Source organism: Streptomyces sp. NPDC005728 (assembly GCF_040630895.1).
Classification (GTDB): domain Bacteria; phylum Actinomycetota; class Actinomycetes; order Streptomycetales; family Streptomycetaceae; genus Streptomyces.
Map to the genome: position 1 here is coordinate 1 of NZ_JBEXYL010000162.1, position 12,623 is coordinate 12,623.

The following is a 12,623-nucleotide window of genomic DNA, read 5'->3' on the forward strand; positions in this document are numbered from 1 at the left end:
GCAGCCAGCCACGGGGTTGTGCGCCGGGCCTGGGTCAGCATCCGGTCCAGCGCAGCCGGACCGACCTTCTCACCCTTTATATGAGCCCTCTTCGAACGGGCCACGCACTCGTTCCAGATCCACCGGCACCGGTCCCATTCAGCTTCCAGCGCACGCCGGGCCGTCTTCGACAGGCACACACGGAAGGTGAACCGGGCATACCCGGCCTCCTCCGTGAGTGCTCCCGTCGTCATGCACCCGAACCTACCCCGGGGGACTGACAGTTGAGAGCTCTCGATCATTGCGGGCAGCTGCCTCACCCAGTCGTGGGATGGACGCCGGATCGCCCCGGCGGCGATCCGGCTGCCTCTGCCCTGCTCCACAGGAATCCGATTCCTCCCCGGCCAGAAGGCCGGGGCATCCTCGGAGGTGCCCGGTGACCCACAGCCCGACGACCCACAACCCGGCCGCACCCCCTGGTCACGAGAGGGCCGGCGACCTCCTGGAGCAGGTGCTCGCCGGAAAGGCGGAGGCGTTCGCCCTGCTGCACCGGCCCGGTGCGACGGGGCCCGGCACCGTGGAGGTCCTGACGGGCGCGGTGTCCCGGCCGGCCACACTGGCCGACATTCCGCTGCCCGCAGGATTCGACCTGCCGGCCGGCGCGCACCACGAGGTCCTCGTCGTCGTCCCCTACCGGCAGCTGACCGAGCGCGGCTTCGCCTGCGCCGACGACGAAACACCGCTGCTGGCGATGACCGTCACCGAGCAGGCGCGGCTGCCGCTCGCCCAGGTGCTGGCGCGCATCCCCGACGTACCGACCCCGCTGGCAGGCGCAGGCTTCGACGTCGACGACCAGGCGTACGAGGACGCGGTGCGCCGCATCGTCAAGGAGATGATCGGCACGGGGGAGGGCGCGAACTTCGTCATCAAACGCACCTTCGTCGCCGACATCACCGACTACGGCCCGCACAGCGCGCCCGCACTGTTCCGCCGGCTCCTGCAGGGCGAGACCGGCGCCCACTGGACGTTCCTGATCCACACGGGCACCCGGACCCTCGTCGGCGCCTCACCCGAGCGGCACGTCAGCCTCGAGGACGGCACAGCCGTCATGAACCCCATCAGCGGCACCTACCGCTACCCTCCCTCCGGCCCCACCCTGTCCGGCGTGCTGGCCTTCCTCGACGACCGCAAAGAGACCGACGAGCTGTACATGGTCCTGGACGAGGAACTCAAGATGATGGCCCGGATCTGCCCCGCCGGCGGCCGCGTCGTGGGCCCCTACCTCAAGGAAATGGCCCAGGTCGCCCACACCGAGTACTTCATCGAGGGCCGCACCGACCGCGACGTCCGCGACATCCTGCACGAGACCATGTTCGCCCCCACGGTCACCGGCAGCCCGCTGCAGAGCGCCTGCCGCATCATCCACCAGTACGAGCCGGGAGGCCGCGGCTACTACAGCGGCATCGCCGCGCTCATCGGGCGGGACACGGACGGAGAACGGGTCATGGACTCCGCGATCCTCATCCGCACCGCGGACATCAGCCACCAGGGGCGCATCGGCATCTCCGTGGGCGCCACCATCGTGCGCCATTCCGACCCCGCCTGCGAGGCCGAGGAGACACGCGCCAAGGCAGCCTCACTCGTCGCCGCGCTCGACGGGGGCCGCGCGCAACGCTTCGCCGGCCACCCCCGCGTACGCCGGGCCCTTCAGGCCCGCAACCACTGCCTCGCCGACTTCTGGCTCTGCGACACCGGCGCACGCGCACCGGCGCCGTCCCCGCTGTCCGGGCGCAGCGTCCTCGTCGTGGACGCCGAGGACACCTTCACCTCGATGATCGACCAGCAACTGCGCTCCCTGGGACTGCGCGTGACACTGCGCCGCCACGACGAGGCCTACGCCTTCGCCGGCCACGACCTGGTCGTGCTGGGCCCGGGCCCGGGCGACCCGCAGGAGACCGCGCACCCCAGGATGCGGCACCTGCACACGGCCGTCGACACGCTGCTGCAAGAGCGCCGGCCGTTCTTCGCCGTGTGCCTCAGCCACCAGGTCCTCGGACTCAGGCTCGGCCTGCCCCTGCGCCGCCGGGCGGTGCCCAACCAGGGTGTGCAAAAGGAGATCGACCTGTTCGGCCGCCCCGAACACGTCGGCTTCTACAACACCTTCGCCCTGGTCAGCGACGACGACGAGGTCACCGCCGACGGCGTGGGATCCGTCCGGGTCAGCCGGGATCCGGCCACCGGGGAGGTCCACGCCCTGACCGGGCCCCACTTCGCCTCCCTGCAGTTCCACGCCGAGTCCGTCCTGACCCGAGAGGGTCCCCGCATCGTCGGCACGATCCTGGCCGGCCTGCTCACGCCGACCCCGCCCGCCGGCCCGGCCTGACCGTCAAGGCCCGCACCCTGCACCCGCACCCACGAGTGGGAGAACCGATGCACAGCTACGTCGTCGTCGACGCGTTCGCGCGAGTACCCCTTGCCGGCAACCCGGTGGCGGTGTTCTTCGCCGGCGACGACCTCGATGCCGGGCAGATGCAGCGCATCGCACGGGAGATGAACCTCTCGGAGTCCACCTTCGTGCTCGAGCCCCGGCAGAGGGGCACCGACGCCCATGTGCGAATCTTCACCCCCGTCAACGAACTCCCCTTCGCGGGCCACCCGTTGCTCGGCACCGCCATCGCCCTGGGCCGGCGCACGGACGCGGACCGGCTGCGGATCGAGACCGCCATGGGCGTGATCCCCTTCGCCCTCCAACGCGAGCGCGGCACGGTGGTCGCGGCGAGCATGCGCCAGCCGGTGCCCGTGTGGGAGCCCTTCGACCGGGCGGACGAGCTCCTTGAGGCCCTCGGCGTAGGTGAGTCGGCGCTCCCGGTGGAGATCTACCGCAACGGCCCGCGGCACGTCCTCGTCGGCCTCGAGAGCGTCGAGGCCCTGTCCCGGCTGGATCCCGACCACCGCGCGCTGGCCCGTTTCCCCGACATGGCGGCCAACTGCTATGCCGGGTCCGGCAGTTCCTGGCGCAACCGCATGTTCTCACCCGCGTACGGGGTCGTGGAGGATGCCGCCACCGGCTCCGCCGCCGGTCCCATCGCCATCCATCTCGCCCGGCACGGCCTCGCCGCCTACGGGCAGCGCATCGAGATCACCCAGGGCGTCGAGATCGGCCGTCCCTCTCCCATGGGCGCACTCGTCACCGGACAGGGCGACAGGGTCGACTCCGTCGAGGTCTTCGGCCACGGCGTCGTCACGATCGAAGGGCAACTCCATGTCTGACACGCACCGCACCGACGGCACGGCACCGGCCCTGCCCGACGCCTCCACCCGTTCCGAGTCGCTCACCGGCACCCTCGAGGTCGACTTCCCCGAGTTCCTCAGCCCGCCCGCAGAACCGATGGCCCTGCTGGCCTCCTGGCTCAAGAAGGCCGTCGACCTCGGGGTGCGCGAGCCACGTGCACTGGCCCTGGCCACCGCCGACGCCCGCGGCCGCACCTCCTCCCGCATCGTGACGCTCTCCTCCACCAGTGAGGCCGGCCTCGTCTTCACCACCCATGCCGACAGCCGCAAAGGCAGCGAACTGGCCGAGAACCCGTGGGCGTCCGGCGTCCTGTACTGGCGGGAGACCAGCCAGCAGATCACCCTCGCGGGCCCCGTCAACCGGCTGTCCGACGCCGACGCCGACGCCCTGTGGTCCGCGCGGCCCCTGTTCACCCACGCCATGACCACCGTCTCCCGGCAGAGCCGGCCCATCGACGACCTCGACCACCTGGCCCAACTGCGCACCAGGGCCCGGCAACTGGGCGAGGCACAGCGCCCGCTGCCCCGCCCCGCCACCTACGCCGCCTACCGGCTCACCCCCGACACCGTGGAGTTCTGGGCCAACGGCACCGACCGCCTGCACGAACGACTGCGCTACGACCGCACCGGCCCCACCTGGCGGACCGGCCGCCTCCAGCCGTAGCGGCAGCGCACACCCGGCCGCGGCCACCCGGGCGCCTTCCACCCGGGGGAGGGCAGCGTCCGGCGCGACACCGCGCCGGACGACCTGCCCGACCGCCCACGGCCGTAGCGGCATCGACGCGGTCCTGCGACGCCCCGACGCTCTGGCGGCCGCGCACCGCAGACCCCGCCCGCTCCGGGAACACCGCCCGCACCCGATCCGCCGTGCGCCGGTGCCGCCTCAGCCGGCCGCGACCGCCTCCATCACCGACGCGTGCGGCGAGGGCTCCAGGACACGCAGGACGGAGAATCCCGCCGCCGTGAGCAGCGCCTCGTACTCCGCGCGGGTACGGCCCTTGCCGTTCAGGACCGTCATCATCAGCATGTCGATGGTCTTGCCGGGATGGGGCTCGTTGCCCGCCGGGATCATCGCGTTGACGGCCAGCAGCCGTCCGCCGGCGGGCATGGCCCGCCGACACGTGGCAAGGATGCGCACGCACTCCTCGTCGGGCCAGCTGGCCAGCACGTGCTTGAGGAGGTAGACGTCGGCGCCGGACGGCACGGAAACGAAGAAGTCCCCGCCCTGGACGCTCCAGCGCCCGGCCAGCTCGGGTACGTCCAGGACGTGCCCGGCCACCACGCTCTCCAGGTCGAACAGGATGCCCGTCAGGTGCTCGTTGGCCCGCAGCAGGGCGCGCAGCAGACCGCCGCGCCCGCCGCCCACGTCGACGGCGCTCTTGACGCCGGAGAAGTCCAGCGCCCCGGCGACGTCGTTGCTCAGGGTCTCGGAGAACGCCGCCATGCTGGCGTTGAAGGCCCGGCCCAGCTCCGGGTCGGATGCGACATGGTCGTAGAACGGGACGCCGTACAGGCCCTCGAAGGCGGTGGTGCCGGTGCGGACCGCCTCGTGCAGGCGTCCCGCCGACTCCCAGAAGACCGCCTCGCCGCGCACCATGATGTAGTCGCGCAACGACCGTTCGGTGCCCGTGCGCAGCGGCTCGGCGAGCGCGGTGAGGTGGAAGCGGCCCTCCTCGTCCTCGCGGAAGACACCCTTGGTGGCGAGGAACCGCAGGAGCCGGTACAGGTACGGGCCGTCGACCCCGGCGGCCCGGGCGAGTTCGTCGGCGCTGCGGGGTCCGTCCGCCAGGTGGTCGGCGATGCCGAAACGGGCGGCGGTGTGCAGGGCCGCCGAATACACATACCCCAGGGACAGTTCGAGCAACTCGCCCGTCACCTGCGCCGAAGCGGCAGCCGAGGCGGGCTGCCGCCCGGCGTCCGCGCCGTGCGCCGCGCCGGGCGTCGTCGCATCTCCTGTGGCCTGTCGGCGAGCGCCTGCCATCGGTGAGGTCTCCTTCTCTCGTGCCGCTGAGCATGCGCATCTCATCCTGCGCCCGGCACATCGCGTTTTGCTCGAGAACCACGGGAGGCCGCCGACGCCGACACACGGCGTCACCGCCCGTGCTCGAACACTTCTCGACCGCATCCCGAGCCACAACAACGACACTCGAGCGTGCTCCGGCCCTGACCACGCTGCTGGGAGAACCATGACCAACGACGCACCGCACGGCTTCACCGACGCCGCCGACCTGCGACGCAAGAACCGCGCCACCGTCGAGAAGTACCTTGAGTCCACCAAAGGACCGGCCCGCCTCACCCGGCACGAGCTGTTCGTCGAGCACGGCAGCGGCGGCCTGTGGACCAACGACACCGGTCAGCCCATCGTCATCAAGGGCCGCGACCGCCTGGCCGAGCACGGAGTCTGGTCGCTGGAATGCTTCCCCGACTGGGAGTGGTACAACATCCAGGTCTTCGAGACGCAGGACCCGAACTTCTTCTGGGTCGAGTGCGACGGCCACGGAAAGATCTGCTTCCCCGGCTACCCCGAGGGCCACTACGAGAACCACTTCCTGCACTCCTTCCAGCTCGACGACGGAAAGATCGTGCAGAACCGCGAGTTCATGAACCCCCTCGAGCAACTACGCGCCCTGGGCATCCCCGTGCCGACGGTCCGCCGCGAGGGAATCCCCACCTGAACGGGACCGCACCGGCCGCCCGCACACAGCGCCGGCACCACAAGGCACGAGGCCCGGCTGATCGACTGTGACCGGACCGTGAGAGCCTCGCGGTCCTCGTGTGCAAGAGCCCCGGATGCGGCAACACCGATCATGCGGACATCAACGCGGCGAAGAACATCAAGGCGGCCGGGCAGGCCGTCTCAGCCTGTGGAGACCTCGACACCGGTCGGTCCGTGAAGCAGGAACCCGCAGGCCGGGCGACCGGCCCAACCCCCTCATAGGGGAATCCCCGTCCTTCAGGACGGGGAGGACGCCAAAGATCAGCCAGTTCGACCAGGCAGCACCCAAGGAGGACAATCATGGTCACCAGACGCCGTGTACTGGCCGCAGGAATCGCGACCGGATCCGCGGCCGTGACGGGGGCATCGCTCGTGCCCCTGCTCGCCGCCCGGCAGGCGGAAGCCGCCGACGCATCGGCGGCCGGCACCACGCCCCTGACCATAGAACTCTTCAAGGTGCCCATGCCGCTGATCCCGGTGGCACGACCGGTGTCCACCGCGCACGGCGTGGACACCTACGAGGTCACCACACGCAAGACCATCAAGGAGATCCTGCCCGGCATCCAGACCGAACTGCTCACCTACGACGGCCAGTTCCCGGGCGCGACGATCAAGGCACGCAAGAACCGCCCCGTCCGCATCATCCAGCGCAACGGCCTGGACGTACCCATCTCGCGCCACCTGCACGGCGCCTCGGTACCGCAGGACAGCGACGGCAGCCCGATGGACACCATCGCCCCCGGCGGCGAACGCACCTACACCTACCCCAACAAGCAGCCCCACGCCTCGCTCTGGTACCACGACCACGCCCACCACAGCGAGTCCGAGAGCGTCTACCGCGGCCTGCAGGGCAGCTACCTGATCAGCGACTGCACCGAGGACGCCCTGCCCCTGCCCAAGGGCAAGTACGACGTACTGATCCAGATACGCGACGCGGACTTCGACCAGAGCGGCCAGCTCCTGTACGCCATGAGCGACCGCAACCGCAACTCCCTCCTGGTCAACGGCGCTCCCTACCCGTACTTCGAAGTCGCCGCCCGTAAATACCGGCTGCGCTTCGCCAACACCTCCAACATGCGCTTCTTCGAGCTGCGCCTGGCCGACGGAAGCGACCTGATCCAGATCGGCTCGGACGGCGGACTGCTGCCCAGCCCGAACACCACCAAGTCCGTCTACCTCTCCTCGGGCGAACGCGCCGACGTCGTCATCGACTTCTCCCGCTATCCCGTCGGCACCCAGGTGGTCCTGCAGAACACCGCGGGCCGCGGCCCCGTCGAGCAGGTCGGGCAGGTGATGCGCTTCGACGTCACGCGCACCGCCGACGACCCCAGCTCCGTCCCCTCCGTACTGCGCACCCTGCCGCCGCTGCCCGCCCCGACGGGCAGCCGCACCATCGTGCTGCGCATGGACGAGGACGGCCGCCCCGACCCCCAGGCCTACATGGACGACAAGCTGTACGACCCCGAGCGGATCGACGCCGTCGTCCCCTACGGCGCCAGCGAGATCTGGACCGTCACCAACGCCAACGTGAAAGCCGCCCACAACTTCCACATGCACCTGATCCAGTTCCGGGTGATCGAACGCGGCGGGAAGGCACCGGGGCCGGCCGAGTCGGGCCTGAAGGACACGGTGGTGCTCCAGCCCGGAGAGACCGTCAAACTCCAGGCGACGTTCGACACGTATGCGGGGGAGTACGTGTACCACTGCCACATGCTCGACCACTCCGCGATGGGCATGATGGCCACGATGAAGATCCGCTGAGCAGAAGAACGAGGGGGGAGGGAGGCCGTGAGCCTCCCTCCCCCCTCACGTTGCGCCTGTGCGCCGCGGGGCCGGACACGACGATGCGTGCCGGCCCCGCCGCCTCACCGGGCACCTCCCAGGATGCCCCGGCCTTCAGGCCGGGGAGGAATCGGATTCCTGCGGAGCAGGGCAGAGGCAGCCGGATCGCCGCCAGGGCGATTCGGCGTCCACATGCTCATCCGGGCAGGTCTGAACCCGGCTGGTGTCGAGGGCGCAAGACCCGCTGAGGCGCCGCCTCAGCAGGCAGCCTGAGCCAGAAATCTCCTCCCATCAGGGAGGAGAGCAGTCAACCCTCCTCGACGGCGATCGCCTGCACCGGACAGGCCCGCACCGCCTCGCGCACCAGCGGCTCGCCCGCGCCGTCCTCCCGCCCGGGAAGAACCTCGCTGAGCCCGTCGTCGTCCTGTGTGAAGACGCCCGGAACGGTCAGCGCGCACATGCCCGCGCCCATGCACCGGTCCTTGTCGACGAAAATCCGCACCGCCATCTCCTACCAGGTCACCGGGAGTTCGAGCATGCCCTGCAGGGTGGTTCCCGGTTTGAAGGGAATCTCCCCGGCGGGCACCGCGAGCTTCAGCCCGGGCAGCCGATCGAACAGGGCGCGCAGCGCGATCTCGATCTCGGCGCGGGCGAGGTTCTGCCCCAGGCACTGGTGGATGCCGTAGCCGAAGGCGAGGTGGTGCCGGTCCGGGCGGTGCCAGTCCAGCTCGTCGGGCGTGCCGTAGACGGCCGTGTCACGGTTGATCAGGGACGTCGACATCATGACGCCGTCACCGGCGCGGATCGTGTGCCCGGCGATGTCGATGTCGGCCGTCGCCACCCGCATCCCGCCCTCGGCGACGGAACAGAACCGCAGTAGTTCCTCGACGACCGCGGGCATCAGCTCGCGCTCCGCACGCAGTTCGGCGAGGTGCCCGGGGTGCTCGAGCAGCGTGAACGCACCCAGCGAGATCATGTTCGTGGTGGTCTCGTGCCCGGCGACGACCAGCAGCGCAGCCAGCGCCATCAGATCGTCGCGTTCCAGCTCCCCCGCGGCAAGCTGATGGTGGATCAGCTCATCGAGCAGTCCGTCACCCTTCTCGCGCTGCTTACGTTCGATCAACTCACTGAGATAGGCATCGAGTTGCTCCCCGGCCTTCTGCGTGTCCTCCACCCGCGGACCGGCCAGCAGCCGCCGCGACTGCTCCTCGAAGAACTCGTGGTCGCTGTACGGCACGCCGATCATGAGGCACATCACCTGGGACGACACGGGCAGCGCGAACGCCCGCACCAGCTCGGCCACCGGCCCGCCGGCGACGATCGCATCCAGGAGTGTGTCGACGATCTCCTGGATGCGCGGGCGCAGGGCCGCGATGCGCTTGGCCGTGAAGTAGGGGATCACCGTGCGCCGCAGCGCCTTGTGCTCGGGGTCGTCCATGCCGAGCAGGGACAGACGGCGCCCGCGCACCCGGTTCCTGAAGCCCTCGGTGGGGGAGGGGAACGCCTCGTTGTCCTGGTCGGCGGACAGGCGCGGATCGCTGAGCAGGTCCCGCGCCGCCGACATGCCGGTGGCCAGCCACACGGAGCGCCCGTCGTAGAGCGTGACCCTCGACAGCGGGCGGGCTTCCCGCAGCGGGTCGTATCCGGCCGGCGGGTGGTAGGGACACGTACGGTCCTGGGGGAAGGCGACGAGTGGTTCCGTCACGGCTTCTTCCGTCATGGATGCCTCGTAACTGTAGAAGCAGCAGAAACCGGGTCAGCGGGCCGGGAACTAAAAAGTTCGCCGCGGCGGCAGAAAACCCGTGCCCTCTTTAATTCGGTGCCGTACACGGGCAAGAACACAGTACGGACCGGGGAATTCGGCAGACAGTCTCGGCAAGCCGTTCTCCACCGCTTTTCCAGCCACCTGAGACGGCTCCTCGATCGGCCCTCTCCGGGCCCTGTATAAGGTGAGATGACGCACAGCGGCGGCGGCCGGGGCAGGGGGTTGGCGACAGCATGAGCACACAGGACTTATCAGAGGACGGCCAGGTGGATCCAGGACTGAGCGCGGTCCTGAGCGAGCGGCGTCAACTGATCAACCTCGCCTACCGGTTCCTCGGATCGGTCGCTGACGCCGAGGACGTCGTGCAAGAGACGTACGCCCGCTGGTACGCCCTGTCGCCCAAGGAGCAGGAGGCCATCGCGGCCCCGGGCGGCTGGCTGACGAAGGTCGCCAGCCGTATCTGCCTGGACCTGCTCGGCTCGGCACGGGCGAGGCGCGAGCGGTATGTCGGCGAGTGGGTGCCCGAGCCCCTGCCCGGCGGGATGGAGTGGATCAGCGGGCGGTCGCACACCGCCGTCGATCCGGCCGACCGGGTGACCCTCGACGAGTCGGTGAACATGGCGTTCCTCGTCGTCCTGGAATCGATGACCCCGGCCGAGCGCGTCGTCTTCATCCTCCACGACGTCTTCCACTACGCGTTCGCCGAGGTCGCGGAGATCGTCGGCCGTACACCGGCGGCGTGCCGCAAGCTGGCCTCCTCGGCCCGCCGCCGTATCAGCACGCAGCCGGCGCCCGTGACGACGCAGTCCCAACGCACCGGAATCGTCCGCGACTTCAAGCAGGCGTGGGAGGCCAAGGACATCGAGGCCCTGATCGGTCTGCTCGACCCCGACGCGACGGCGATCACGGACGGCGGCGGCCTGGTGGGTGCGCTGCTCCACCCCGTCGAGGGCGGCGAACAGGTCGCACGCTTCTTCGCCGGCTCCGCCGCCGGCGCACCCGAGGTGACGATCGTGGAGTGCGCGGTCAACGGCCAGCCCGGCCTGGTGCTGCAGCGCGCCGGCACCACCTTGTCCGTGCTGGCATTCGACGTGGCAGGCGACCGCATCACCCGCATCTGGGCCGTCCTCAACCCCGAAAAGCTCCGCCCCTGGACGGGATGACGTCCAGGGGCGGGCCGGAGTGCCACGCCCCTGGCTCCGCCGTGCGGCGCCCGGGGCGTGGGCAGGGTGCTTATCCGTGCTGGCCGGGCTGGTAGTCACCGCCGGCCATCTTGGTGATGACGCCCAGCCGGTTGGAGGCGTTGATCAGGGAGATGAGCGTCACGAGGGCGACCAGTTCCTCATCGTTGTAGTGCTTGGCGGCCTCGGCCCACGCCTCGTCGCTCACACCGCCGGCCGCGTCCGCGATACGGGTGCCCTGTTCGGTCAGCTCCAGCGCGGCGCGCTCGGCGTCGGTGAAGACGTTCGACTCCCGCCAGGCCGCGACCAGGCTGACGCGTACCGGGCTCTCACCCGCGTGCAGAAGGTCCTTGCTGTGGGCGTCGGTGCAAAAACCGCAGCCGTTGATCTGGCTGGCGCGGAGCAACACCATGTCCTGCGTCGACTTCGGCACCGTGGTGCCGTCGAAGACCGCCTTGCTCGCCGAGGCGATGTACTTCAGGGCCTTGCCGGCGAGGGGGCTGGCGGGCAGATTCAAACGCGGCATGATCAATCCTTACGGGTTGTTCGGCAGGTACACCTCTACGACGGAACAGCCCCGCAAAATGTGAGGCCGGCCAGGACGACGCCCGCCCGGCTCCCGGCACCGGCGCCCGCCGGCCGCGCCCGCACCGGGCCGGTGCACCGCACGAGAGCGCCCCGCCCTCCCCACCACATCAGCCCCCGGCCCCCCGGCCGAACGCCCGTGCCACCGCTTCCCGCAGCGCCGCAGACGGCCCCCTCCGTGCGGCGCCGCGAGACACGCTCACCATCCCCGGCCTCACACTTCGCAGGGCTGTCTCGTCGTAGAGGTGTAACCGCCCCGCAGCACTGCCGCCAGGGCCCTGTGCTGCCGGACGGCGGGACACAGGAGGAACGCGGTACGCGCGGCTCGCAGGCCCTGCCCCCTCCCGCGTTCCTCCTGCCCCGGTCCCCGCGTGTGCACCCACCGGCCACCACCGACACCGCAGCGCCCCAGGCCTCTGCGCCGCGCCGCGAACCCAAGGATCCGATCCCCCCACCGGCACAAAGGCCGGTGGCCCTCGAAAGAAGGTCTGATGGAACCCCGCCTGAACCTCTCCGCCAGCCCGATCGCCGGCAAGGCGATGAAGTACATCGCCTCGGCGAGCCGCGTGATCATCGCGGAGTCGACGCTGCCGTCCGCGACCCAGCACATGGTCAAACTCCGCGCCAGCCAGATCAACGGTTGCGGTTTTTGCACCGACGCCCACACCAAGGACCTCCTGCACGAAGGCGAGAGCCCGGTACGCGTCAGCCTGGTCGCGGCCTGGCGGGAGTCGAACGTCTTCACCGACGCCGAGCGCGCCGCGCTGGAGCTGACCGAGCAGGGCACCCGTGTCGCGGACGCGGCCGGCGGCGTCACCGACGAGGCATGGGCCGAGGCCGCCAAGCACTACAACGATGAGGAACTGGTCGCCCTGGTCCTGCTCATCTCCCTGATCAACACCTCCAACCGGCTGGGCGTCATCTGCAAGATCCCCGGCGGCGACTACCAGCCCGGCCAGTTCGACGCCCAGGAGTAGTCGGCCGGGACCGCCGGCGCCGTCCGGCCACGGCCACCAGCAGGCGCGCCCCGGGCACCGCTCGAAGGAGCCCGGGGCCTGCGTACGCCCGCTCCACGGTCCAGCGCTCGGGGTAGCGCGGTGAATCCCCTGTTCCCGGGGTGCGTTGGACGATTTCCCTGTCGATGCCGAAGGCGCCGGCACGGCGAGCAGCAGTCCGAGGGCGCCGGTGACGATGCTCCGCTCGCGGCCCACGATCTTCTTCACCGGGCACCTGCGAGGATGCCCCGGCCTTCAGGTCGGGGAGGAATCGGATTCCTGCGGAGCAGGGCAGAGGCAGCCGGATCGCCGCCAGGGCGATTCGGCGT

General features: G+C 70.3%; 11 protein-coding genes and 2 pseudogenes. 8 read left to right on the forward strand and 5 right to left on the reverse strand.

Annotation, left to right across the window (positions count from 1 at the left end):
- Positions 1 to 233, reverse strand: a pseudogene (locus ABZ471_RS45095) (RNA-guided endonuclease TnpB family protein); the annotation flags it as partial.
- A 257-nt stretch (positions 234 to 490) separates the two neighbouring features.
- On the opposite strand from ABZ471_RS45095, the gene ABZ471_RS45100 reads away from it, so the two are divergent.
- The 3 genes from ABZ471_RS45100 to phzG are packed head-to-tail and all read left to right on the forward strand — an operon-like array spanning position 491 to position 3,934.
- Positions 491 to 2,362: a chorismate-binding protein gene (locus tag ABZ471_RS45100; RefSeq protein WP_359074981.1), complete on the forward strand. Its 1,872-nt coding sequence runs from the start codon at positions 491 to 493 to the stop codon at positions 2,360 to 2,362.
- A 47-nt stretch (positions 2,363 to 2,409) separates the two neighbouring features.
- On the forward strand, positions 2,410 to 3,249 hold the full coding sequence (locus ABZ471_RS45105) for a PhzF family phenazine biosynthesis isomerase (RefSeq protein ID WP_359074972.1): 840 nt from the start codon (positions 2,410 to 2,412) through the stop codon (positions 3,247 to 3,249).
- Entirely contained in the window at positions 3,242 to 3,934 is a 693-nt protein-coding gene (gene phzG, locus ABZ471_RS45110) for a phenazine biosynthesis FMN-dependent oxidase PhzG (RefSeq protein WP_359074973.1), read from the forward strand. The genes ABZ471_RS45105 and phzG overlap by 8 nt, the downstream gene beginning before the upstream one ends.
- Positions 3,935 to 4,153: 219 nt before the next feature.
- Here the strand turns inward: phzG and ABZ471_RS45115 are convergent, their stop codons facing one another.
- Positions 4,154 to 5,251, reverse strand: a complete 1,098-nt coding sequence (locus ABZ471_RS45115) for a methyltransferase (RefSeq protein ID WP_359074974.1) — start codon at positions 5,249 to 5,251, stop codon at positions 4,154 to 4,156.
- A 205-nt stretch (positions 5,252 to 5,456) separates the two neighbouring features.
- Between ABZ471_RS45115 and ABZ471_RS45120 the strand changes: the two genes are divergently transcribed.
- The 3 genes and pseudogenes from ABZ471_RS45120 (at position 5,457) to ABZ471_RS45130 (ending at position 7,747) form a co-directional block, all read left to right on the forward strand.
- Entirely contained in the window at positions 5,457 to 5,945 is a 489-nt protein-coding gene (locus tag ABZ471_RS45120) for a PhzA/PhzB family protein (protein WP_359074975.1), read from the forward strand.
- Between the two features lie 137 nt (positions 5,946 to 6,082).
- Positions 6,083 to 6,208 (forward strand): annotated as a pseudogene (locus tag ABZ471_RS45125) (2-isopropylmalate synthase); the annotation flags it as partial.
- A 78-nt stretch (positions 6,209 to 6,286) separates the two neighbouring features.
- Positions 6,287 to 7,747 (forward strand): multicopper oxidase family protein, encoded by a 1,461-nt coding sequence (locus ABZ471_RS45130; protein ID WP_359074976.1) that lies wholly within the window; start codon positions 6,287 to 6,289, stop codon positions 7,745 to 7,747.
- A 328-nt stretch (positions 7,748 to 8,075) separates the two neighbouring features.
- Here the strand turns inward: ABZ471_RS45130 and ABZ471_RS45135 are convergent, their stop codons facing one another.
- Together ABZ471_RS45135 and ABZ471_RS45140 are read right to left on the reverse strand one after the other, a co-directional pair.
- Positions 8,076 to 8,270, reverse strand: a complete 195-nt coding sequence (locus ABZ471_RS45135; RefSeq protein WP_359074977.1) for a ferredoxin — start codon at positions 8,268 to 8,270, stop codon at positions 8,076 to 8,078.
- A gap of 9 nt (positions 8,271 to 8,279) precedes the next feature.
- Positions 8,280 to 9,488 (reverse strand): cytochrome P450, encoded by a 1,209-nt coding sequence (locus tag ABZ471_RS45140; RefSeq protein WP_359074978.1) that lies wholly within the window; start codon positions 9,486 to 9,488, stop codon positions 8,280 to 8,282.
- Between the two features lie 278 nt (positions 9,489 to 9,766).
- On the opposite strand from ABZ471_RS45140, the gene sigJ reads away from it, so the two are divergent.
- On the forward strand, positions 9,767 to 10,696 hold the full coding sequence (gene sigJ, locus ABZ471_RS45145; RefSeq protein ID WP_359074979.1) for an RNA polymerase sigma factor SigJ: 930 nt from the start codon (positions 9,767 to 9,769) through the stop codon (positions 10,694 to 10,696).
- 70 nt (positions 10,697 to 10,766) lie between these two features.
- Here the strand turns inward: sigJ and ABZ471_RS45150 are convergent, their stop codons facing one another.
- The gene (locus ABZ471_RS45150; protein WP_359074982.1) at positions 10,767 to 11,243 is read right to left on the reverse strand and encodes a carboxymuconolactone decarboxylase family protein; all 477 of its coding nucleotides are present in this window, start codon (positions 11,241 to 11,243) and stop codon (positions 10,767 to 10,769) included.
- 547 nt (positions 11,244 to 11,790) lie between these two features.
- Between ABZ471_RS45150 and ABZ471_RS45155 the strand changes: the two genes are divergently transcribed.
- Complete coding sequence (locus ABZ471_RS45155; RefSeq protein ID WP_359074980.1) at positions 11,791 to 12,276, forward strand: carboxymuconolactone decarboxylase family protein; 486 nt, start codon at positions 11,791 to 11,793, stop codon at positions 12,274 to 12,276.
- Positions 12,277 to 12,623: the final 347 nt, after the last annotated feature.

What these genes read in the sequence shown, in the direction of transcription:
- ABZ471_RS45115 (WP_359074974.1), bottom strand. Translation starts at nt 5,251, where the DNA reads ATGGCAGGCGCTCGCCGACAGGCCACAGGAGATGCGACGACGCCCGGC.
- ABZ471_RS45120 (WP_359074975.1), top strand. Translation starts at nt 5,457, where the DNA reads ATGACCAACGACGCACCGCACGGCTTCACCGACGCCGCCGACCTGCGA.
- ABZ471_RS45140 (WP_359074978.1), bottom strand. Translation starts at nt 9,488, where the DNA reads ATGACGGAAGAAGCCGTGACGGAACCACTCGTCGCCTTCCCCCAGGAC.
- ABZ471_RS45105 (WP_359074972.1), top strand. Translation starts at nt 2,410, where the DNA reads ATGCACAGCTACGTCGTCGTCGACGCGTTCGCGCGAGTACCCCTTGCC.
- sigJ (WP_359074979.1), top strand. Translation starts at nt 9,767, where the DNA reads ATGAGCACACAGGACTTATCAGAGGACGGCCAGGTGGATCCAGGACTG.
- ABZ471_RS45130 (WP_359074976.1), top strand. Translation starts at nt 6,287, where the DNA reads ATGGTCACCAGACGCCGTGTACTGGCCGCAGGAATCGCGACCGGATCC.
- phzG (WP_359074973.1), top strand. Translation starts at nt 3,242, where the DNA reads ATGTCTGACACGCACCGCACCGACGGCACGGCACCGGCCCTGCCCGAC.
- ABZ471_RS45155 (WP_359074980.1), top strand. Translation starts at nt 11,791, where the DNA reads ATGGAACCCCGCCTGAACCTCTCCGCCAGCCCGATCGCCGGCAAGGCG.